The following is a 20,651-nucleotide window of genomic DNA, read 5'->3' on the forward strand; positions in this document are numbered from 1 at the left end:
CGTAACTGGAAATACCTGTTGTCACAATGGCAACACGCTAATTTCCCTTCATTGACATATTATCTTCGCAAACGATTACTGTGAGCGAACCACGATGTCCCGATTCCTTTTATGCAGTTTTGCCTTTGTACTGCTTTATCCAACCGCGATTGATCTTTACTTGGTCGCACTGCCTCAAATTGCGAAAGATCTGGCGGCGAGCGAGTCGCAACTCCATATCGCATTCTCAATCTATCTTGCAGGTATGGCGACGACAATGCTGTTTGTTGGTCGCCTTGCTGATCGTTTTGGCCGAAAACCGGTAGCAATGGCAGGTGCGGTGATATTTTCGATTGCTTCAATGCTGGCTGGAGTGTCAGAAACCAGTGACAGCTTTCTTGTGATGCGATTTTTCCAAGGGGTTGGAGCCGCTTGTTGTTACGTCGTGGCCTTTGCCATTTTACGAGACACATTAGATGACCATAAGCGAGCTAAAGTGCTGTCGATGCTCAATGGTATTACTTGCATGATCCCTGTGTTGGCGCCCGTAATTGGTCATCTAATTATGCTTAAGTTTCCGTGGCCAGCCCTTTTTACTGTCATGACAATGATGGGACTCGCGGTAGGTTTTATCGCGACGGTAATACTGAAAGAGACCTTGCCACAGCAGACTCGAACGGAGGTAAGTAAAGAGGCTGACAGCCAAGAGTCGTTATTCAATCGATTCTTTATTTCACGAGTCTTGTTCACTGCATTGGGGGTGACGGCGATACTTTCTTATGTGAACACCTCTCCAATGATCGTAATGGATACACTTAATTTCACTCGTGGTGAGTACTCGATGGCGATGGCTTTACTTGCCATGGTAGGGATGTCGACTTCATTTTCTGCGCCGATCTTCCTGAGTTACTTCAAGCAAAAAACATTACTGATAGCGTCGCAAGTAATAATCATGATGTCGGCTATCGCTATTCTCGCGGCTCACGTGAATGGCGATAGCTCGACTCTTTACATGCTGGGTTTTGTATTGGTTAGTATGGGATTTTCGCTCGGCTTTGGTGTCGCGATGAGTCAGGCCCTCAGTCTATTTTCTCGCAAAGCAGGTCTTGCGAGTTCCATGCTAGGTATTGCTCAGGTTTCTTTTTCGGCATTCTACATCTGGGTGATGGCTTTACTCGGCGTTTCTGCAGTGATGATGTTGTTTATTGCTCTGGCGATGGGTAGTGTTGTCGGTCTCTGTCTAATATTATTAGTTTCAAATCAGCACTCTAGTGAATGCCATGAAGAAATCTCTTGCCCGTCTTGACCTAAATTTGTTGTTCACTCTGCAATTGTTATTGCAGGAGCAGAGTGTCACTAAAACCGCGAAAAAACTCAATGTTACTCCTTCAACGGTGAGTAAATCCTTGGCCAAGTTGAGAGATTGGTTCGGTGATCCACTGTTTGTTAATACTCCGCAGGGACTTAAGCCAACGACCCTTGCGACGAGTATGGAAGAAAGTTTGTCTGATTGGACCCAGATCGGCACTGAGCTTATCTCTCGTCGTGGTGATGCAGCGCCTACTGGTGTGCGCTTTAATCTAAGTGTTGAATCGCCTTTATCATTAATTATGGTTGATGAGCTGACCAGTCGTATCCATAAAACCTATCCAGACTCAAAAGTTAAGTTCTACAACTGGGACTATGATTCGGTTGATGCCATAACGCGTGGAGAAGTTGATATTGGTTTCACTGGCCGTGAGAGCCACCCTCGTTCCAAAGAGTCATTAAATTTGCTGCCATACTTCATCAACTTTGAGGTGCTGTTTTCCGATCTTCCTCTGGTTTACTTACGTAAAGATCACTCAGCATTAGAGCAAGAGTGGAACTTAGAGACCTTTCTAAGCTACTCGCATATCAATGTGATTTGGGAAAAAAGTGAAGAATGGGCGCTTGATGAAATACTCATTGAACAAGGTCTTGTAAGAGATGTAAGAGTTACCATGGCGACTTTTGAGCAAGCGCTGTTCGTCGCAGAGAAGCCGGGGCATGAGATGCTCACTACCGCGCCTAAATATTGTCAGCGCTATTGCCAGCAGATTCACCCAGATCTAGTCGCGTTACCGATTCCAATTGGAGAGGAATATCAGCACAAGTTAGTGATTCCATTTACCATGATTTGGCATAAGCGTAACAATCAAAACCCTAAGATTACTTGGTTAAGAGAAACGCTCAAAAGTCTCTACCAAGAATAGTAGTAGGTGAAGGTAAGGTGTGTTAAATATGAATTTACATTGTAAATCGCCTCAAGCCGTACTTGAGGCGATTTCTTGTGTAGCTGTGCCCGTTAAGCGATTTATTTAAAGCACACCTCAGCCCAGCGCGCGAGTCCAGCCGTGACCGAACCAAAGTAGTTACCAGACACTACTTCAATATTGGGTAAGGTTTGTTGGACCGCACCGCGTAAAATCGGTGAGCGCGCAGAACCTCCGGTCATAAAGATCGCATCCGGCTTAACATTGCCTTGTTCCACGGCTTCTTTAACCAGTTCAGCCATTTTCTGCTTGGGCGTTTCTATCGCATCGGTCATATCTTCAAAGTGGATGTCCACTTCCAATTGCTCGGACAATAATTGGATAACACCGCGATAGTGCGCGTGGTCAGACAGAGCGATCTTGGCTTCTTCTGCTTGGCGAACTAATCGGTAGCCGAGCGTTTCGTGAAAAACTTCCAGAAGGCGAGCGAGTTTTTCAGGCTCTTGCGCTTCTTTCTTCAACAGCTTTAACGTCGCCAAGTTGGCGCGAGAATAGAAATCGGCCTGTGCATCAACACTGTTGATCGCGATTGGGTTCCAGAACTGAATGGTTGGCATAACGATATTGGCCGTGGTTTTACTGCCAAGGCCAAATGGTGTCATTAACTGTTTAAAGGCAAGGGCGATATCGAGATCATTCCCTCCGACGCGCTGACCGCTGTGCGCCAACAGACTTTGTGTTCTGTCTGCTTTACCGCGCCAGCATGGGCCCATCTCAATCAATGAACAGTCTGTCGTACCACCGCCGATATCGACCACCAGAACGGTCTTGTTGTCGCTAAGTGACGCTTCGTACTCAAGCCCTGCCGCAACAGGTTCAAACTGAAACTCGACATTTTTAAAGCCCGCACGCGTTGCCGCTTTAAGAAGAATGTTTTCTGCCTGACGGTTAGCCGCTTCGCTGTCACGACCATGAAAGTTAACTGGGCGACCAATGACGGTATCTGTGATGGTGTGCTGAGCATCGCTTTCTGCTTTGCGCTTGATGTTATCCATCATCGCGCATACCAGATCTTCAAAAAAGCTCACCTGGACATCACGCAGGCCTGAGGCGCCTAAGAATGATTTTGGTGACTTAACGTAGTAACTCTCACTCGGATCTTGCAGGTAGTGGTCCAGTGCCGCTTGACCAAATGCAACCTCATCGGCAATAAACTCTATCCCTTCTTCGCGATTAATGTTGATTGCTCTGCGCAGCACCTGTTCGCCGATATTATCCAGCGGTTTGATATCGCGATACTTGAACAGATATTCAGCGACCGCTTCACGGCTAGGGGCGGATAGGGTAGAAGGAATATAAACGCTGTCGCCTTCCAGTTTGAGCAGCTTTGGCTCTCCTTGCTCCATTTTTGCCACTGAGCAATTTGCTGTTCCATAGTCAAAGCCAATAAACATTCGAACCTCCTACCATTGAAAAAAGGTCGGCAATGCTACCTTAATGTGAAAATGAATGCTACTGGCGATTTGTTAAGCATGTTTATTGTTGCCAACTTATAGTAATCTAAGTGAATATATTCGTTTCTAATTCATTGATTGTATTAGTCTAATGGTTTTTGAGAGGTGGTATGGATACCCGACAAGTGATGCTGGAATATAACCAGTTTGAAAGGCAGCAGTTTAGTGCGCAAGGGGGAAAGAAAGTGGATACCCCAGAATTGGTCCGCTTTGTTTCGCCACAGCAATATGGCAGCTACATCGCCTATTTCTCGTTGACCGTAGACAATGCTCAAGCGGTGATTGATCGAGAGAAGGCGTTTTTTAGCCATCTTGGTAAATGTTTTGAGTGGAAAACTTACGACACAGACTTACCCTCAGATATCCAACAGCGCTTGTTAAACAATGGCTTTGAGCAAGCGGATAAAGAAGCGTTTATGGTGGTGGATCTGACAGCAATTACCGCTAAACCCACTGATGAATCACTGTTTACTGAAGTGCATGATGAGCAAGGAATACGTGATGCCATTCGTGTTCAAGAGCAAGTTTGGGGTGGCAACTTTGATTGGCAATTTCAGCATTTGTTGAGTTTAAAGCAGCAAGATCCGGATGCGATTTCCATTTATGTCGTGTATCACCAAGGTGAGCCCGTAACCTCAGCATGGTTAACCTTTAATGGTGAGAGTCCGTTTGCCGGCATTTGGGGTGGGAGCACGGTAGAAGCGCATCGGGGTCAAGGTTACTACTCGTTGTTGCTTAACAAGCGTATTGTGGAAGCCAAGGCAAGAGGAAAAAAGTATCTCACGATTGATGCCTCTGATATGAGCCGACCTATCGTAGAGAAGTACGGTTTTCAATTTGTCACTCATACTACGGGCTATGAGTTTAATCCTTCCTAAGGAGAGACTATGAACGTTATCGAAGCCAACGTAGATCTGCATGCAACCTTACTTGACTATGCGAATGAGTGTTCTGCAGCGGGTATTCCCATGTATGAGCGTGTCATTGCGGATCCTAAGGGGTATTTAGCAAGCCTTGTTGCGAGAAAAAGCGCTGACTGCGCCGATCTCCCTGAGGGTTGGCTTCCAAGTACAACCTACTACTGTGTTGAGAATGACAAAGTATTAGGGGCAATCCGGGTTCGCAACGGCAACAATGAGTGGGTTGAAAATGTGATCGGTCATATCGGTTATGAAACTCGACCTTCAGCTCGTGGGCGAGGCGTGGCTAAATATCTGTTGTCTTGGGTTGTAGAAAATGCCATTGACGAGCGTGCGATAGTGACATGCGATGTCAATAATACGGCTTCTCGCAGAGTGATTGAAGCGTGTTCTGGCGAGTTCTTAGGGGAGTTTGAAGACCCAAGTGAAGGACGTGTCAGACGTTACGCTTTTTATCGAAATTGATACCGTCAGTACGGATGTGTAAAGAGGCGATCTTGGTCTCAGTTAGGCGCGATTCTAGGTGGTAGTGTAGTACGCATAGTAACCAGTTTATTCGGCTAAAATCGGCATTTTGCTATCACAAACGAAAGGGGTAACTATGTTAGGTGAAGATCATTCATTACTTAGTGAGTTTTCGGAATTTAAAGAGACGATTCTTGCTCTAGCAAAGATGAACGAAGCGTTTTTGAAAGACATGAAAACGTACGACGGGCTAGATAAGGAGATTAGGACGTTAGAGTTAAAAGACTCTCCGATCAGCGATGAAGATATGCATCAAATGAAACACGATAGAGCGATGCTGAAAGATAATCTTCACCAGCGTATTCTCACAGCTCATCAGTAGCGAAATGATTGAAGAAAAAGAGCGATTCGTCGCTCTTTTTTGCGTTGTAACTAAATAAAATTAACCAATAGAGTTACAGATCCCCAACTCGGTCGTCCCTCCCTCTTGAGGATGACAGGTACAGACATAGACCCTTTATTGTTTTCAAGCCACAGTAAAGGGAAGGCGCGCGTTATTTTCGGTCATTCCATAGAACGACGAAGGAAGGAGCAGGGAACCTCATGGCGTGAATATTTACTCCCATTGAGTCAGTGGAGTTTGTGCTGACTTATTCTTGGTCCATAGTTTGGTCGATCTTTTACCCCATTAACATTCTGTTCATGAGCTTTTGCCTTACTAAAAGTTATCCATTCTTCTAATGATGTTTGTTGCAAATTCCCGAGTTGTATCATTGGGGTAAGTTCGACATGCATTCAACGCCTAGTTACTTAAATATTTCTTTAAATAGCTTGGTTAGTACTCAGAACGGCTTCAGGAATTGATTCAGCGTCAGGCGTCGTACTTTCAGTTAAAGTACTCAAATCTTGTTGTTGCATCCCTGAGAGTTCACAAACTTTATCTGTCCCCTCAATCTTTACAGAAAGTTTAACCACTGCGTAATCAAAAAACGGGAGCTATATGGGCTCCCGCTTTGATCAAGCTTTTAAGTCACGCTGGCTATGGTATTAACTAAATACAACACCTAAGCTCAATAGTGTCATCACCATAGCAGTCAGTATTGCTAGCAATGGACCGATGAACTTTAACCATAGTGGGTAGGCTACACGTCCTATTGCCAAGCCGCCCATCACAACGCCTGATGTCGGTGTGACGAGGTTTGGCAGCCCTGATGCTGATTGGTAAGCGGTTACAACGAGTTCACGGCTAACACCAGCAAAGTCAGCTAGTGGAGCTAGGATCGGCATTGATAGCACTGCCAAACCCGATGATGAAGGGACGACGAGACACATGACTATTTCAATCCAATAGATAGCATTGATAAATGCAACTTCGTGCAGCCCGCCAAGTAAGCCTTCAGCGTAGTTTAAAATTGTATGGGTGATATTGCCGTTATCCATGACGACAACAAGGCCACGAGCGATGGCGATGATCAATGCCACGCCAAGTAAGTCACGAGCACCGTTGACGAAACTTTCGGTAACTTCAGTTTCTGACATACGCGCGACGAATCCGACCACAATACTTGAACCTATGAATAACGCAGATAGCTCTGCCATCCACCAACCGGCGATGGATACACCCCACATCATAATCACAAAGGTAATGCCAAAAATGGCCAATACAATCTTTCGAGTAATGGTGAACTCTGGGGTTTGTTGTTGCTTACCGTGTAAGAAGTGATCGAGGTTAGATTCTCGCTGGTGGGCAACAATTGACAGTTCTGGGTTTTGTTTCACTTTTTCAGCGTAGCGCATCACGTAGACCACGCAGGCAATCCAACCAAGTACCAAAATGGTCGCACGTAGCGCAAAACCTTCCATAAAATTGATTTCTGCTGCGTTAGAAGCGATGACTGTTGCAAACGGGTTGATGGTCGAACCTAAGCAACCGATCCCTGCGCCAATCATGATGATGGCAACGCCAACGATGCTATCGTAACCTGCGGCGATCATGACCGGAATTAAAAGAGCGTAAAAAGGGATTGTTTCTTCCGCCATGCCATACACAGTGCCGCCAAGAGCAAAAAGGCCCATTAGGATTGGAATCATCCATTTCTCACGTCCGGTTAGACGTTTCATCGTGCCAGCGATACCCGCATCAATAGCTCCGGTCTGAGTAACGACCGAAAGAAAGCCACCAATAACCAAAACAAACAGTGCAACGTCAACGGCTCGTGCAGTATAGCTGATAGGGTCATAGAAGCCTTGAATCGGAGCCATCAGGATATCGACTAATCCTTGCGGATTAGGCTCAACGGTTTGATAAGTACCAACCACAGGAACCATTTTTCCTAAGGTTTCGTTGGTTTCCATTTGGTACTGACCCGCTGGAATTGCCCAAGTTAAGATTGCCATCAATACCGTGAGCAACATTAAAATTGTATAAGCGGAAGGAAATTTTAGTTTTGTCATAGGGTTGTCCTCTTATTTTATGGGCACGAAGCCCATAAATTTTTGGTCACGAATACGTGCTCCACGGTTTAACTAACGAAGTCCATAATTTCTTGAGCAGACTTGTTGTCTAACCCCATGAGTTTTAGTGTTCTTCCATTTTCAAAATAGTTGGTATCGTTGTAAGCATTATCGATATGCAAACATGAGGTGATGATCGGTGTGTTGATCTCCAGCAGTTGAGCGAACTCGTAGCAAGGAACTAAAAGGTAGGCAGCATCCTCGGTGATGTAACGGTTACTGGCAGAATTCGGTGCACTGTTGAGTTTACCGTGAGTTTCCGAGGTACGGTTTACTTCATACACACTCTCACAATCCATGTCGTATAAAGCATTCATCGCATTGAGTTCAGATTGAAGCTCCAACCCAAGTGCATTACCGATAGATTGACGTTCGGCTTCCATCACCGCTGCCGCTTTTGCGGTCGAGACCGAGCAGCAATCTTTGTAGTAATTGAACTTACCGTCAAAGTTTTCAAGCAAGCCCATATTCAACGTGGTGAGAAGTGGGTGACCACCAAAGTTAACATTCTCCAAACCAGCCTCAATGACATTTCTCAGAGGTTTAAGTGGTAACGGCATCACACGTTGAAGTCTTTCAATTGCGTGAGTGATTCGATCTGCCGGAAAAGCCGCGACGGGAAGAAACTGCTTCATACCCAAAATTGCGATTTCGGCTGGACCAACAATACGCGTTGCCCATGGGATAGAAATTGCGTCAACAAAGGTGACATCAAGCGAGTGATAGCCTTGCTCTTTTTTGATCCGGTTGAGAACCAAGGAACCGTAGTTGCCAGGCATTAGCATGATAATCTGACCATCTCGAAGGTGGGGCAACATTTCGATGAACAAAGGTTCTTGAGCAAAAGATGGAACTGGCAAAACGAGAATATCGGCGTAAGCGAGCGTTTCGGCTAAATCACGACTGACTTTATCGCATTTCTCGAATCCCGCGTAGGTCAGTGGCGCATCGTTAAAGCTCTCCAAGGCACGAATACCGCCGTGATGTTCGATATCTGTGAGTGGTTGGTCATATCCGGGTGCACCGTACAAACATACATCTGCACCATTTAATGTGAAGTGATAAGCCGCTGTAAGACCAGCATTGCCAGATCCGATAACTGACACACGAGGTTTCATAAATCTATCCTTATTGATGTCTGATTTAACCGTTATCAGACTAAGGAATTACGACGCTAATTCGCCAATGACAAAGTTGTAGACTAGTATGCAAAAAGGTAATGCTGTTATCTTGTTTTCGTTTTAACTGTTTGAAATATAAAAACTTAAACTTTATTCGCTTACGCTATTTGCTCGCTGTGTAACTGTGAAGTCACGTTTGCAACTGTTCGTTGAGGTCTCGCATTGGCCCCACTTTCAGGTAGATGTCCATTTGATCGGCTAGCAGCATAAAGTGCTCTATAAATTGTTCCGCATGACGGTGAATGGGTTTGAGTGCAGGGTAAAGAATGTCAAATTCAAAAGGTAAGCTAAACACCAACGGACGCATGACCACGTTAGCATTCTCACTTTCGATGTGAGCCGTAAAGGGATCGGTTATTGCAATTCCGATACCTTCACGAACTAACGCTGCTGCGGTACTGGCAAGAGATACTTCAATTTGCTCGATCGTCGATAGGTTGTAGCGACGTAGTAATGCGTCAACACGTCTTTGGGTCATATCTCGCTCGTGGCGAATCAATACCTGACCTGCGATGTCGTACAGATCAATTACCGTACGCTTGGCAAGCGGGGAAGTCACCGGAATTAAACACACACACTCACATTCCACTTTCTGTGCTTTTACCCCGGCAAGATGTTCGTCAACAAAGGCGAAGCCGATATCGGTAGTTTGACTTTGAATTCGATTCACCACTTCCTCTGAGCGGTATGTTTTGAAGCTGATTTTTGTCTTGCCAGTTTGTTTGAGAAAGGTCGCTAAGATGCGGGGCAGGAATGCATTAGACAGTAGTGGCATCGCCGCGATATTTAAACTACCGAAGTGGCGTGAGCGAATCGAAGATGCTGATTGTGACAATCCAGATACCGCGTCGAATACTTTAGCAACTTCAAGATAAAAGGCTTGTCCTTCATCACTGAGTTCAAGCCGATTGCCTTTGCGAATAAAGAGTTGAAAGCCAATACGTTGCTCTAAACCAGAGAGTAAGCGGCTTACCGCGGGTTGACTCAAGCTCAAACGATCTGCCGCAGCTGTCACGGTTTGACATTCGACTACCGCTTTAAACGCATTCAACTGGGTTAATTTCATCAGATAGGGCTCATGTACCAAAAGCAAAATTTGGCGTACGTTAGCAGGGTTCAAAGATAATTTCTTTGATACTGCCTTGATAAATTAGATAGGCAGTGGTCGATAGGGAGGACAAACACCATACTACAAAATCTCAGGTTACCTTCCCTGAGAAGCATGCTAATCTCGCTTGATAAATTTAATTATTGATAAAGACACCATTATGAATACCGCTTTGCTGGGAATGTTTATTCCGACTTTCTTTTTTGTCTCTATCACACCAGGTATGTGCATGACGTTAGCTCTGACTTTAGGAATGAGTATCGGCTATAGACGTACACTCTGGATGATGGCCGGAGAGCTAGTGGGTGTTGGTTTAGTCGCGGTTGCTGCTGTGTTAGGTATCGCGGCAGTGATGCTCAATTATCCTTGGTTGTTCGTGGCGTTGAAGCTGGTGGGTGGCGGTTATCTATGTTATCTGGGCGTGCAAATGTGGCGTTCTCGCGGCAAGTTAGCCATTAATGTCGATCAGCAAGAGTCTGCCCCGCAAAGTGACTGGGGTTTGGTCGCTCAAGGCTTTGTAACGGCGATTGCTAACCCGAAAGGCTGGGCGTTTATGATCTCTCTATTGCCTCCTTTCATTGACCAAAACTCCGATCTTACGCCTCAGTTGATTGTATTGGTGTCAATTATTCTATTGTTTGAGTTCATCTGTATGACGCTTTATGCCACAGGTGGTAAAGGCTTAAAGCGTCTGCTTGGTCAATCGCAAAATGTCCGTTTGATGAACCGCATCGCTGGTACGTTGATGATGGGTGTCGGTATTTGGTTATTAGCAAGCTGAATCACGCAGTATTCGCCTCTTCAGGCAGTATTATTTGATGAACAAACAGCTGTTTACTGAGATACGAGAATGATAAACGGTGGGCTTATCTTTCAATTTCATCTTTCAGTTGGTTAAGAAAGCCTTCCATATACTGCGTTCTTTTTCTCGCTTCTAGTTTTGCTGATGCCGTATTCATCATGGCTTCTAGCTTAAACAGCTTATTGTAGAAGTGATCAATGGTGTAGTTTCTGTCGTCTAATTCGCGATTGGCACAAAACGGATCATCGACTTGGTAAAGACTTGCGCCAAAGCTAGCACTGACTTGTAAGCAGCGTGCTATCCCTACTGCACCGAGTGCATCCAATCTATCTGCATCTTGCACAACCTTGGCTTCAATCGTAGTCGGGGGGATATTAGCGCTGTAACTGTGGGCGCAAATAGCATGGCGAATATCGCTGAGAAACTCGCGTGGATAATCAATACTTGCCAAAAACTGCGTTGCTTTATCCGCAGCTATGGTAGAGCTTTGAGCGCGTTCAGGGTGATTCTTGGCAAAGGTAAAACAGTCGTGTAGGTAAGCTGCAGGCAACACAACTTCAATGCGAGCGTTTTCTTGCTGGCATAACTCAATCGCCGTTTTGACCACTCTCTTTACATGGCTAAGGTCATGAGCAGGGTCTTGCACCATTTCTTGGCTGATAAATTCGAATAGTTTAGGTTCGAAACGCTGAACTACATCCACAAATGTGCTCCATTAAGTCATTGATACTCAGATATTAACACGGAACACCAAACCAATGTGACGGCAGAATATCGTCTTGGTTATGGCTATGTCTCAGGCTTACAAAACGCAATGGCAAGGGTTGTGAGTGACAGGTAATTTCAGTAGGGTTAGCTCATTAAACAAGGAATAGAAAAGGATTAAAATGCGTAGTTCGTTAAGAGATAAAATCATCCAGGTTTGTGAAAAGAAAATCGCGCAAAAGGGTGATGGCGTCGGTGTTTCATTTTATGCCTTCTTTGCCAATAAGAACGACGATCCTGAGTTGCTGATGGAAGCGGCAACATGGTGGATTCAAACTCATCATCTAGACCATTTTGAGAAGGCAAAGAAAATCATTGAAATGGTTTCATCTGAACCGAGTTAAATGGCTTCGCCTCTTTAGCTATGCTGAGCTTTACTCTATAATTGCCGCGCTTTTATTTGGGTTAAGCCCTCTTACTTTGGATAGATTATGATTTCAAAAAACCAACTTAAATTACTTCGAGCTCTTGGCCAAAAGAAACAGCGTAAAGCACATGGTCTGTTTTTGGTTCAAGGAGAGAAGAACGTACTTGAGTTGGCAAATAGCTCACTGAAGGTAAAGCAAGTTTTTGCTACTGCTGAGTTCTTAACAGAGCATCAGGGTGAACTTGGTCATTTCGAGTGTATTGAAGCGTCACTTGATGACTTAACCAAAGCGAGCACTCTGGTAAGCAATAACGCTGCGATTGCGGTGGTTGAAATCCCGAGTATTGAAATACCCAAAGCACAGGGTTTGATGATTGCGCTAGATGGCGTGTCGGATCCAGGCAATCTAGGTACCATTATTCGTGTTGCTGACTGGTACGGTATCAAACACATTGTCGCAAGCAGTGACTGTGCTGATCCATACAACCCGAAAACCATCAGCGCAACCATGGGCAGCTTTGGCCGTGTTACGGTGAGTCAGTTAGATTTACCTAGCTATCTAGAGCAGTCAAACCTGCCAGTTTACGGTGCGTTTCTAGAAGGTGAAAGCGTGCATAGAACTGACTTTGCTGCTGAAGGCATTTTGTTAATGGGCAGTGAGTCACACGGTATTCGTGAACAAGCGGCTAAGTTTGTTACCGATAAGATTACCATTCCTGCTTTTGGCGGTGCAGAGTCACTGAACGTAGCGATGGCGACAGGCATTATCTTGGATAATTTGCGCCGTCAGCACAGTTAAAGCACCCTAGAATTTGAGAAAGCGTAGTGATGGTTGATCGCTGCGCTTCAAGTGGTCTCAATTCTCCCCAAAGCAGTCATTCCTTAGAGCAACGAAGTTGCGAGTAAGGAATCTCGTTAAGTTTTCGACTCCCTTTAAGTGGATGAGTCGGGGCACCATCTGTCACTTTTTAAATTAATGGTTATCTATGAATAAAGCCTTTGTAATCCGTGCTCGCGCCGCGTCCACTGACCATAAAACGTTTGTTGCGGGAGTTGGTGCTGACGCTCATTCCGAAATTCTTGCTCATGTATTGATGAACTCGATTTTTACCGCTCAATCTCATCGTGATGATGTGACGGTCTATTTGGTTATTGAAAGTACGTCAGATTTTTCACGTACTCTACGCTTTGAATCGTCTCAACTGCGTGATATTGGTGGCTTCCATGAATCGGCTTTGATCGCTTTAATCGCAAAAGCGTTGGAACATTCAGTCGGCATGAAAAAAGAAGAGCTGCGTGATGTGTCTGAAGGTTTAAGTGTTGAGACGATCAGTTTTGAAAAACTGGTGCAGCGCTTAGCAGAAGAATACACGCTCTACTTGCTTGATAAAAAAGGAACGGATATTCGTGACGAACCGTTTAGCGGCTCGGCTTGTTTTATCTTAACTGACCACATTCCTATGCCGAAAAAGAGTTGGAATAGTCTAAAGCGCTTAGGTACACAAAAAGTCAGCCTCGGACCTCAAATGTTATTTGCGTCTCAATGCATCGTACTTATACATAATGAGTTTGATCGACGAGGATTCTAAGCATCTCACTCTTGAGGGTGACGCCAATTAAAAAAGGGTTGGCACTTTACCGCCAACCCTACACCCGTTCTCGTTTCTAAGCTAAATGAATCAATGATTTAGTAAGCGCCGCATACCTGTTAATAAGCATCGCTCAGTTAATAGCTGGCAATTGAGTTACATGAGGTTTATTAGCACGGCGTTGGTAAGAGTTAGCCCACGTTTTATCTTGATGAGTTCCCATCAGGTGATCGACAACACCTGATCGTTTGAGCACGTATATCATGACAATGGAAAGGCTACTCAGTGTGAATACAAGAGAGAAACTATTGACCAATGTTATGCCTAACTTTGCTGTGATGAGCAACATCAGTGGTCCCCAAAGAAACACAAAGATAGCTTTGTGAAAAATGAACACAGTTAAAGAGTACATACCTATCCAGTTAATAAAGCGAACATTCAAATTGAACCCTTTAAGGTGTAAGTGAAGCACGCTACTAATAACTAAAAACTCCATTCCCCAAATTCCAAACTTGCCAAAAAAATCCTCTGCAAGAGTATGTTCTTCAGCATAAATACTGGTAATGTCGACGGCAATAGGTTCACCAAAGCTAAGATAAATGACGATCGCAATTGCAGACAAGGTGAAAACGACTTGGTTACAAAGAGCGCGAGAGCTTGGTTTCTGGTGCCAGAACCAACCGTAAATAAAGCCAAAACAGCCACTGGTCATAAATAGGTCAATACGTGCATCTAGCTCAAAGCCTGGGTGCACAAGATGCTGAATCGAAGACTCAATATATGAAAGAGCTTCGGAGAAACCGAGGGGAGCGAGCAATAGACTTAGTAGGGATAAACCAAGCATACCTTTAATGCCAGCTAGTGCATACACTGTAGAAAACAGCGCCAACAAGAGCATCCAAAGCATGACTGGATAAAATGAAATAGCCTCACCAAAATTAGGCGCCACAATCAAACCCTCGAAATATAACACGAGTGTAATGACGCCAAATAACATTAACTTATGGAAAAGTTGTGGTTTGAAAAGGTTCTGCGGTTTTATCGCAAGGTTAAAACTGGCTAAGGCAAGATATATCTGGCTCACCCATGGAACCAAATAGGCGCTGACTGTTCCTGTTAACGCATCCATTGGCAATAACGTATTTGCCATGGGTAAGTGTGAAGAATAAACCTCATTCCAGTAGGCGCTTTCTCGGATAAAAAAGTCTACGTACCAGTAATTTAAATAGCCTGTGTAATGTTCAAATACCGCCATGAAAATCATGACTCCTCTTAGGAAATCAAGGCTGGCGATACGTTGGTTTTGGTTCATTTTCCGTACCCTTGTCGTATAGTTTAAAGTGGCTTTTCCCCCTAGTTATCTGGACTGACTTTAACGCTCTAGTGTTATCTATGAGGTCACGTGTTCAGTGAATCGAAGGGGGGTGATGGGCGACAAGTTAGGGAAAAACGAAGGATAGGAACAGGCTTTAATTGTCACGGATTGCATGCAGTTTCCATACAAATGCATACGTTAATCATTGAAGGTTGTTGGTGATATAAACGAGGGAGGCTATTTCCCGTCACTCTTGAGGGGGACGATATAAAAAAGGGCTGACGTTTTTCGTCAACCCTTTAAAAATGGTTACTTCTCACTATTTCTCAAGCATCCCTAACTTATCAGGCACGCCGTTCCACTTTTCAGCTTCATCCATCGCAGGCTTCACTTCAGTTTGGACTGGCCACAGTTCAGCTAACTCGGCATTTAGCTCAATGAAGAGGGTTTGATCATCAGGCACTTCATCTTCTTGGAAGATAGCATGAGCATCACATTCATCAACACACAGACCACAATCGATACACTCGATTGGGTTGATGACCATAAAGTTTGGTCCTTCATGGAATGCATCTGCCGGACATACAGAGACACAGTCAGTGTATTTACATTGGATACAGTTATCGGTTACGACAAACGCCATGATGAATGCTCTTAAGTTTAAGGCCAGTTGACCTAGTGAATTTGAAGATAGGGGATAATACTCATCCCAAGCTAAAATTCAATATCCTAAATCAGGAATGTTATTTTCTAGCTATGAATTAGTATGACAGACAATCCAATTTCTCGTAAAATGCGCGCCATTGTGAGCTGACCGTTCGTCAAACGGTTTTGGCTAAGACACCTAATACAACGAGACATCGACATGATACGTTTAAATGAAATCAAGCTTCCTCTTGATCATGAGGAAGAGGCACTAATCGCTGCCATCACCAAGAAACTTGGCATCTCTGAAGACCAAGTTATCTCTTACAACATATTTAAACGTGGCTACGATGCTCGTAAAAAGAGCAATATCCTACTTATCTACACTCTGGACGTGATCGTTGAAAACGAAGCAGCACTACTAGAGCAGTTTGTTAGCGACCCGCACGTAAAAGAGACTCCAGACATGGAGTATAAGTTCGTTGCAAAAGCACCTGAGAACCTAACAGAGCGCCCAGTCGTTATCGGCTTTGGTCCTTGTGGCCTGTTTGCTGCGTTGATTCTTGCACAAAGCGGTTTCAAACCTATCGTGGTTGAGCGTGGTAAAGAAGTGCGTGAGCGTACGAAAGATACTTTTGGCTTCTGGCGTAAGCGCACGTTGAACACCGAATCAAACGTACAGTTTGGTGAGGGCGGTGCAGGCACGTTCTCAGACGGTAAGCTGTACAGCCAAGTGAAAGATCCAAACTTCTATGGCCGTAAAGTGACGACTGAATTCGTTGCAGCTGGCGCGCCAGAAGAGATTCTATACGTAAGTAAGCCGCACATTGGTACGTTTAAACTGGTTACCATGATCGAGAAAATGCGTGCGAAAATCATCGAACTAGGTGGTGAAATTCGTTTTAGTACTCGCGTTGATGATATCCATATGGATGGTGAACAGATCACGGGCTTAACGCTCTCAAACGGCGAAGAGATCAAATCTCGCTATGTGGTACTAGCGGTTGGTCACAGTGCACGTGATACGTTTGAGATGCTAAATGAGCGCGGTGTTTACATGGAAGCGAAGCCATTCTCGGTTGGTTTCCGTATCGAACACAAGCAGTCAATGATTGACGAAGCGCGTTTTGGCAAAAATGCGGGTAACCCAATCCTTGGTGCCGCTGACTACAAACTGGTTCACCATTGTAAGAATGGTCGCACGGTTTACAGCTTCTGTATGTGTCCTGGTGGTACTGTGGTTGCTGCCACGTCTGAAGAAGGCCGCGTAGTAACTAATGGTATGAGCCAGTACTCTCGCTCAGAGCGTAACGCAAACAGTGCAATCGTAGTGGGTATCGACCCAGAACGTGATTACCCAGGTGACCCTCTAGCGGGTATTCGTTTCCAACGTGAACTAGAGTCAGGCGCTTATGTTCTTGGCGGTGAAAACTACGATGCGCCAGCACAGAAGATTGGTGACTTCCTAAAAGGTCGCGATCCAAGTGCGATTGGTGATGTTCAGCCATCATTTACGCCGGGGATCCACCTAACAGACATTTCGAAAGCGCTTCCAGATTTTGCAATTGAAGCGATTCGTGAAGCGATTCCAGCATTCGATAAGAAGATTAAAGGCTTTGCATCGGAAGATGGTCTACTGACAGGTGTAGAAACTCGTACCTCTTCACCTGTGTGTATTAAGCGTGGTAAAGACTTCCAGAGTATTAACCTAAAAGGCTTCTTCCCAGCAGGTGAAGGCGCAGGTTACGCAGGCGGTATTTTATCTGCTGGTATCGATGGCATTAAAGTTGCGGAAGCACTAGCAAAAGCGATGGTTGCTGATCTAGACAACGCATAATGCATCCATCCATTCATTGGTTAAGCCCGTTAGTAAAAAGCTAGCGGGCTTTTTTTTGGCTATTCGAAAGTCCAAGTAAAGCCGGTTGAGTAGCTTCCATCTGGGCTTGAGTGGAAGTAGCTCTCAGCCTTGCTAGTACCATAGTCGATCACGTGACAGTCCGTGGTGCGTTGACCGCTGTTTAAACCTTTATCGACAAATGCTTGACGAGCAATACCATCACAGTCACTACCGTTAAATTGATGCTGCTGCGGTGTCGTTTGCTGTGTATACGATGTGCTTAAAGAGTCGCTTAATCCTGGCTTACCCTCAAGATCATCAAGAGATAACCCTGCTGCAGAAACGCTACAGGAAAGTAAAATCAATAGTGCGCTAGGGACGGTATATCTGTTCAACATAAAAAGCTTCCTCTGATCAATGCTAGCTGGCGAATTGATTACTAGCGTAAATCTAAAATAGATTATAAACAATAAAAACTTATCGTAAAACGATAAGTTTTTATTGTTTTTTTATTTGTTGACCACTAACATAGAGTCAAATTATTAGTTTTCGAGGTTAGATATGTCGCAGCAATCTATTAGCGGATTTAGTCGTAAATTGCTTATTTTGTTCTGGTTTTCATTTGTTTTTGTTGCCGCGTTCGATACCATTTTATGGTTTAGTGCGACTTTGTTTGATGCGCAGTGGTTCAACTCAAGCTTTCCTGTAGAGGTCGAATTGCCTCTATCACTAACACGTTCATTGGTCGCTTATATTCCAAGTATGTTCTCCGCCTTTTTGACCATGGCCTTGTTGTGGCAGTTAATTGCTTTATTTGGTTTGTACGAGCAAGGGCACATTTTTGAACAGCAAAATGCTCAGTGCTACAAGAAACTCAGTTATCTATTGATCGCAACACCTTTTATTAGTGCAATCAGTGAATTACTCCTTAGTTTGGCTTTATCGTACAATGACGGAGCATGGTCTCTCACAGTCAGTGTTGATGACGTAGACATCACTATGATGATCATCGGATTCATTGTCCGCGTTATTGCTGTCGTAATGGAAAGAGCGGCAGAACTGCAACAAGAGAATGAGCTAACAATTTAAGTGAATGGTGTATGGCAATTGTAATTAATCTTGATGTAATGCTGGCGAAAAGAAAGATGCGTTCTAATGAATTGGCCAAATTGGTCGGGATTACGGAACAAAACTTATCTGTGCTTAAGAATGGTCGCGCAAAAGCGGTCAAGTTGGTGACGCTAGAAGCGATATGCAAGCATTTAGATTGCCAACCTGGAGACATTCTCGAATATGCCCCGAGTGAAACTGAACCTCAGTAGGTTTTACGACCCTTATAAAGGCAGTTCACCGTCGAGCAGATGTGCTGCTTAGTGAGTGATACGGTATGGCGTTAGCTGATTAGGACTAATTGCCATACCATACTTATTTACTACAAATCCTCTCCTAATCTCCTTTTCAAGGTCTACACTCAGTATTGTTCGTCTTGCGATTTTCCAACCGAATCTGACCTTTCAAGGAGGAACAATGGCCTCTCAGAATATTCAACATTTCTTCCATCCCAGCTCTGGGACAATTAGCTATGTTGTCGCTGATAGCGATACCAATGAAGCGATTATTATTGATCCTGTCGCCGACTATGATCCTGATTTAGATAAAATAAGTTACGAATCTGCGCATGAGATTATCTCGCACATCAAAGCTAACCAGTTACATATCGTCGCTATTTTAGAAACCCACATTCATGCCGACCATCTGTCTGGTTCTTTCTACCTCAGCCAGTATCTTGAAGCACCGATTTACGTCTCTGAAGGAGTGAAAGAAGTCTACGCACAATGGAAAGGCGATCTTTGTCTTAGCGAGCTTTACCACTTCGAACACTTCTTGTTAGAGAACGAAGAAATGGACTTCGGTAACTCCCATTTAGAAGTGATGAGTACCCCGGGTCATACGCCTTCCGATTTAACCTTTAAAATTGGCGATGCGTTGTTTGTCGGCGATTCTCTGTTTTATCACGGAACGGGGCGAGCTGATTTTCCTGGAGGCAGTGCTGAGAAGATGTTTGAGTCAATTCGAAAACTCTATGAGCTAAAAGACAGCACTGACGTTTATCTTTGCCACAACTACCCAGATAAGGTTGCAAACCTTCATTACAAAACCACGATCGGCGAAGAAAAGCACGATAACGTTATGCTAGATGAGCTGACCACTTGCGCACAATTTGTCGAAACAAGAGAAGGCCGAGATGGTCAGCTTCCGCCGCCAAAACTGCTTAAGCCAGCGTTAGAGTTTAACCTTACCGCGTGTCATTCACCGCAATAGTTTACTCATTCGAACATAGATTTGCCCCAGCTGAATTCGTTCATTCTGGGGCATTTTTTGTTGCTGCGTTATTCGCTGTGGATGTGAATAATTGTCCTTTCTATTGCTATGGCCTTTCAGTTGGTCTGGGTGTTTAGAGCGGTTTAACTAGAAAAATGTTTCGCCTTCTAAATATTTATTTACAGATGGTTTTGAGGTGGGTTTTGGAGGGGAGATTTGAGTGGTTTGTTGGCTCGTTTGATGTTTGGTTTTATTGCTGGTGTTTGGTTTAAATTGTTGATTTTCATGGTATAAATTGTGGTTGCTGTTAGGGGTTAAACTTGATTTTTGTATGGTTAATGGTCAATTTTAAAGAAATTTAAATTATTAGTGTTAGTGGTTGTTTTGGTGTGTTTTGATCATATTTATAGATAAATAATTTGAGATCGAAAGGGTTTTGAGGCATTTTATATTTAATTGAACGTTCAATAAAAAAAGAAAGGGACTCAAAATGCCGAAGGTTGGCATGCCAGAAATTAGGAAACCTCAGCTCGTTAAAGCGACGATGGCTGTGATTGATCGTGTCGGTTTACATGCAGCCAGCATTGCTTTGATTAGCAAAGAAGCGGGTGTCTCTACAGGGATCATTAATCACTATTTTGGTGGTAAGCACGGTTTGCTTGAAGAAACGATGCGAGAGATTTTACGTCAACACTCTGCGACCATTATGGACAGTCTTGCACGATTGCCCAAAGAGGCCTATCAGCAACGTATTATTGCGATTGTTGATGGAAACTTTGTTGGGTACCAAGCAGAAAACCAAGTGACAAAAACGTGGTTGGCATTCTGGTCATATTCTATGCATGAGCCTCAGCTTAAGCGTTTGCAACGAGTCAATGAGAAGCGCCTGCTCTCCCACCTTAAAATTGAACTTAAAGCCCTTTTGGGGGACGACCAAGCTGAAGTAGTTGCACATGGTATCGCTGCTCTAATCGATGGTATCTGGCTGCGTGGGACGCTCAACCCACAAGGTATTGATGCCGATAAAGCGCGTTTTATCATCAACGATTATCTCGACAAGCAACTTACTTTTTACTCAAAAAAATAACGAAAAG

Annotated in this window: 22 protein-coding genes; 14 read left to right on the forward strand and 8 right to left on the reverse strand. The window is 44.3% G+C overall.

What is annotated here, in order from left to right; all coding sequences use genetic code 11:
- Positions 1 to 94 precede the first annotated feature (94 nt).
- Positions 95 to 1,285, forward strand: coding sequence for an MFS transporter (locus tag VIA_RS10415; protein WP_004412952.1), 1,191 nt, complete (start codon positions 95 to 97; stop codon positions 1,283 to 1,285).
- Complete coding sequence (yidZ, locus tag VIA_RS10420; protein ID WP_004412953.1) at positions 1,260 to 2,213, forward strand: HTH-type transcriptional regulator YidZ; 954 nt, start codon at positions 1,260 to 1,262, stop codon at positions 2,211 to 2,213. The genes VIA_RS10415 and yidZ overlap by 26 nt, the downstream gene beginning before the upstream one ends.
- A gap of 101 nt (positions 2,214 to 2,314) precedes the next feature.
- Here the strand turns inward: yidZ and yegD are convergent, their stop codons facing one another.
- Positions 2,315 to 3,667 (reverse strand): molecular chaperone, encoded by a 1,353-nt coding sequence (gene yegD / locus VIA_RS10425; RefSeq protein WP_004412954.1) that lies wholly within the window; start codon positions 3,665 to 3,667, stop codon positions 2,315 to 2,317.
- 170 nt (positions 3,668 to 3,837) lie between these two features.
- Between yegD and VIA_RS10430 the strand changes: the two genes are divergently transcribed.
- From VIA_RS10430 to VIA_RS10440, 3 genes are all read left to right on the forward strand, one after another.
- A complete protein-coding gene (locus VIA_RS10430) occupies positions 3,838 to 4,605 on the forward strand; it encodes a GNAT family N-acetyltransferase (protein WP_004412955.1) in 768 nt (255 codons plus the stop codon).
- Positions 4,606 to 4,614: 9 nt separating this feature from the next.
- A complete protein-coding gene (locus tag VIA_RS10435; protein WP_004412956.1) occupies positions 4,615 to 5,112 on the forward strand; it encodes a GNAT family N-acetyltransferase in 498 nt (165 codons plus the stop codon).
- 136 nt (positions 5,113 to 5,248) lie between these two features.
- Positions 5,249 to 5,494: an HP1242/YdcH family protein gene (locus VIA_RS10440; protein WP_004412957.1), complete on the forward strand. Its 246-nt coding sequence runs from the start codon at positions 5,249 to 5,251 to the stop codon at positions 5,492 to 5,494.
- 665 nt (positions 5,495 to 6,159) lie between these two features.
- On the opposite strand, the gene VIA_RS10445 is transcribed toward VIA_RS10440, so the two are convergent.
- From VIA_RS10445 to VIA_RS10455, 3 genes are all read right to left on the reverse strand, one after another.
- Positions 6,160 to 7,566, reverse strand: a complete 1,407-nt coding sequence (locus tag VIA_RS10445) for a YfcC family protein (protein WP_004412958.1) — start codon at positions 7,564 to 7,566, stop codon at positions 6,160 to 6,162.
- 68 nt (positions 7,567 to 7,634) lie between these two features.
- The gene (locus tag VIA_RS10450; RefSeq protein ID WP_004412959.1) at positions 7,635 to 8,744 is read right to left on the reverse strand and encodes an NAD/NADP octopine/nopaline dehydrogenase family protein; all 1,110 of its coding nucleotides are present in this window, start codon (positions 8,742 to 8,744) and stop codon (positions 7,635 to 7,637) included.
- Between the two features lie 193 nt (positions 8,745 to 8,937).
- Complete coding sequence (locus tag VIA_RS10455) at positions 8,938 to 9,873, reverse strand: LysR family transcriptional regulator (protein ID WP_004412960.1); 936 nt, start codon at positions 9,871 to 9,873, stop codon at positions 8,938 to 8,940.
- 202 nt (positions 9,874 to 10,075) lie between these two features.
- Here VIA_RS10455 and VIA_RS10460 point away from each other — a divergent pair, with 202 nt between their 5' ends.
- A complete protein-coding gene (locus tag VIA_RS10460) occupies positions 10,076 to 10,696 on the forward strand; it encodes a LysE family translocator (RefSeq protein WP_004416470.1) in 621 nt (206 codons plus the stop codon).
- 85 nt (positions 10,697 to 10,781) lie between these two features.
- On the opposite strand, the gene VIA_RS10465 is transcribed toward VIA_RS10460, so the two are convergent.
- On the reverse strand, positions 10,782 to 11,366 hold the full coding sequence (locus VIA_RS10465; RefSeq protein ID WP_174269810.1) for an HD domain-containing protein: 585 nt from the start codon (positions 11,364 to 11,366) through the stop codon (positions 10,782 to 10,784).
- A gap of 238 nt (positions 11,367 to 11,604) precedes the next feature.
- On the opposite strand from VIA_RS10465, the gene VIA_RS10470 reads away from it, so the two are divergent.
- The 3 genes from VIA_RS10470 to trmY all read left to right on the forward strand — a co-directional run bounded on the left by VIA_RS10470 (position 11,605) and on the right by trmY (position 13,438).
- Positions 11,605 to 11,826, forward strand: coding sequence for a DUF6500 family protein (locus tag VIA_RS10470; RefSeq protein WP_004412963.1), 222 nt, complete (start codon positions 11,605 to 11,607; stop codon positions 11,824 to 11,826).
- A gap of 87 nt (positions 11,827 to 11,913) precedes the next feature.
- A complete protein-coding gene (locus VIA_RS10475; RefSeq protein ID WP_004412964.1) occupies positions 11,914 to 12,648 on the forward strand; it encodes an RNA methyltransferase in 735 nt (244 codons plus the stop codon).
- A gap of 187 nt (positions 12,649 to 12,835) precedes the next feature.
- Entirely contained in the window at positions 12,836 to 13,438 is a 603-nt protein-coding gene (gene trmY / locus VIA_RS10480; protein WP_004412965.1) for a tRNA (pseudouridine(54)-N(1))-methyltransferase TrmY, read from the forward strand.
- A gap of 133 nt (positions 13,439 to 13,571) precedes the next feature.
- Here trmY and VIA_RS10485 read toward each other — a convergent pair whose 3' ends face one another.
- Together VIA_RS10485 and fdxA are read right to left on the reverse strand one after the other, a co-directional pair.
- The gene (locus VIA_RS10485) at positions 13,572 to 14,750 is read right to left on the reverse strand and encodes a hypothetical protein (protein WP_004416468.1); all 1,179 of its coding nucleotides are present in this window, start codon (positions 14,748 to 14,750) and stop codon (positions 13,572 to 13,574) included.
- Positions 14,751 to 15,072: 322 nt separating this feature from the next.
- Positions 15,073 to 15,396, reverse strand: coding sequence for a ferredoxin FdxA (gene fdxA, locus VIA_RS10490; RefSeq protein WP_004416467.1), 324 nt, complete (start codon positions 15,394 to 15,396; stop codon positions 15,073 to 15,075).
- Between the two features lie 222 nt (positions 15,397 to 15,618).
- Between fdxA and VIA_RS10495 the strand changes: the two genes are divergently transcribed.
- Positions 15,619 to 17,235 carry an NAD(P)/FAD-dependent oxidoreductase gene (locus VIA_RS10495; RefSeq protein ID WP_004412968.1) on the forward strand — a complete coding sequence of 539 codons (1,617 nt, stop codon included), beginning with the start codon at positions 15,619 to 15,621 and terminating at the stop codon, positions 17,233 to 17,235.
- A 59-nt stretch (positions 17,236 to 17,294) separates the two neighbouring features.
- Here VIA_RS10495 and VIA_RS10500 read toward each other — a convergent pair whose 3' ends face one another.
- A complete protein-coding gene (locus VIA_RS10500; protein WP_004412969.1) occupies positions 17,295 to 17,633 on the reverse strand; it encodes a hypothetical protein in 339 nt (112 codons plus the stop codon).
- A 163-nt stretch (positions 17,634 to 17,796) separates the two neighbouring features.
- On the opposite strand from VIA_RS10500, the gene VIA_RS10505 reads away from it, so the two are divergent.
- The 4 genes from VIA_RS10505 to betI all read left to right on the forward strand — a co-directional run bounded on the left by VIA_RS10505 (position 17,797) and on the right by betI (position 20,644).
- On the forward strand, positions 17,797 to 18,324 hold the full coding sequence (locus VIA_RS10505; RefSeq protein ID WP_004412970.1) for a DUF2975 domain-containing protein: 528 nt from the start codon (positions 17,797 to 17,799) through the stop codon (positions 18,322 to 18,324).
- An 11-nt stretch (positions 18,325 to 18,335) separates the two neighbouring features.
- Entirely contained in the window at positions 18,336 to 18,557 is a 222-nt protein-coding gene (locus tag VIA_RS10510; RefSeq protein ID WP_004418518.1) for a helix-turn-helix domain-containing protein, read from the forward strand.
- A gap of 205 nt (positions 18,558 to 18,762) precedes the next feature.
- Positions 18,763 to 19,557 carry an MBL fold metallo-hydrolase gene (locus VIA_RS10515; RefSeq protein WP_004412972.1) on the forward strand — a complete coding sequence of 265 codons (795 nt, stop codon included), beginning with the start codon at positions 18,763 to 18,765 and terminating at the stop codon, positions 19,555 to 19,557.
- Positions 19,558 to 20,047: 490 nt separating this feature from the next.
- Positions 20,048 to 20,644, forward strand: a complete 597-nt coding sequence (gene betI, locus VIA_RS10520; protein ID WP_004418516.1) for a transcriptional regulator BetI — start codon at positions 20,048 to 20,050, stop codon at positions 20,642 to 20,644.
- Positions 20,645 to 20,651 lie beyond the last annotated feature (7 nt).

Source organism: Vibrio orientalis CIP 102891 = ATCC 33934 (assembly GCF_000176235.1).
Classification (GTDB): domain Bacteria; phylum Pseudomonadota; class Gammaproteobacteria; order Enterobacterales; family Vibrionaceae; genus Vibrio; species Vibrio orientalis.

Coding starts and splice junctions, on each gene's coding strand:
- yidZ (WP_004412953.1), top strand. CDS start 1,260: ATGAAGAAATCTCTTGCCCGTCTTGACCTAAATTTGTTGTTCACTCTG.
- yegD (WP_004412954.1), bottom strand. CDS start 3,667: ATGTTTATTGGCTTTGACTATGGAACAGCAAATTGCTCAGTGGCAAAA.
- VIA_RS10475 (WP_004412964.1), top strand. CDS start 11,914: ATGATTTCAAAAAACCAACTTAAATTACTTCGAGCTCTTGGCCAAAAG.
- VIA_RS10510 (WP_004418518.1), top strand. CDS start 18,336: ATGGCAATTGTAATTAATCTTGATGTAATGCTGGCGAAAAGAAAGATG.
- VIA_RS10445 (WP_004412958.1), bottom strand. CDS start 7,566: ATGACAAAACTAAAATTTCCTTCCGCTTATACAATTTTAATGTTGCTC.
- VIA_RS10450 (WP_004412959.1), bottom strand. CDS start 8,744: ATGAAACCTCGTGTGTCAGTTATCGGATCTGGCAATGCTGGTCTTACA.
- VIA_RS10485 (WP_004416468.1), bottom strand. CDS start 14,750: ATGAACCAAAACCAACGTATCGCCAGCCTTGATTTCCTAAGAGGAGTC.
- VIA_RS10505 (WP_004412970.1), top strand. CDS start 17,797: ATGTCGCAGCAATCTATTAGCGGATTTAGTCGTAAATTGCTTATTTTG.
- VIA_RS10500 (WP_004412969.1), bottom strand. CDS start 17,633: ATGTTGAACAGATATACCGTCCCTAGCGCACTATTGATTTTACTTTCC.
- VIA_RS10470 (WP_004412963.1), top strand. CDS start 11,605: ATGCGTAGTTCGTTAAGAGATAAAATCATCCAGGTTTGTGAAAAGAAA.
- VIA_RS10435 (WP_004412956.1), top strand. CDS start 4,615: ATGAACGTTATCGAAGCCAACGTAGATCTGCATGCAACCTTACTTGAC.
- betI (WP_004418516.1), top strand. CDS start 20,048: ATGCCGAAGGTTGGCATGCCAGAAATTAGGAAACCTCAGCTCGTTAAA.
- VIA_RS10460 (WP_004416470.1), top strand. CDS start 10,076: ATGAATACCGCTTTGCTGGGAATGTTTATTCCGACTTTCTTTTTTGTC.
- trmY (WP_004412965.1), top strand. CDS start 12,836: ATGAATAAAGCCTTTGTAATCCGTGCTCGCGCCGCGTCCACTGACCAT.
- VIA_RS10440 (WP_004412957.1), top strand. CDS start 5,249: ATGTTAGGTGAAGATCATTCATTACTTAGTGAGTTTTCGGAATTTAAA.
- fdxA (WP_004416467.1), bottom strand. CDS start 15,396: ATGGCGTTTGTCGTAACCGATAACTGTATCCAATGTAAATACACTGAC.
- VIA_RS10415 (WP_004412952.1), top strand. CDS start 95: ATGTCCCGATTCCTTTTATGCAGTTTTGCCTTTGTACTGCTTTATCCA.
- VIA_RS10465 (WP_174269810.1), bottom strand. CDS start 11,366: ATGGTGCAAGACCCTGCTCATGACCTTAGCCATGTAAAGAGAGTGGTC.
- VIA_RS10495 (WP_004412968.1), top strand. CDS start 15,619: ATGATACGTTTAAATGAAATCAAGCTTCCTCTTGATCATGAGGAAGAG.
- VIA_RS10430 (WP_004412955.1), top strand. CDS start 3,838: ATGGATACCCGACAAGTGATGCTGGAATATAACCAGTTTGAAAGGCAG.
- VIA_RS10515 (WP_004412972.1), top strand. CDS start 18,763: ATGGCCTCTCAGAATATTCAACATTTCTTCCATCCCAGCTCTGGGACA.
- VIA_RS10455 (WP_004412960.1), bottom strand. CDS start 9,873: ATGAAATTAACCCAGTTGAATGCGTTTAAAGCGGTAGTCGAATGTCAA.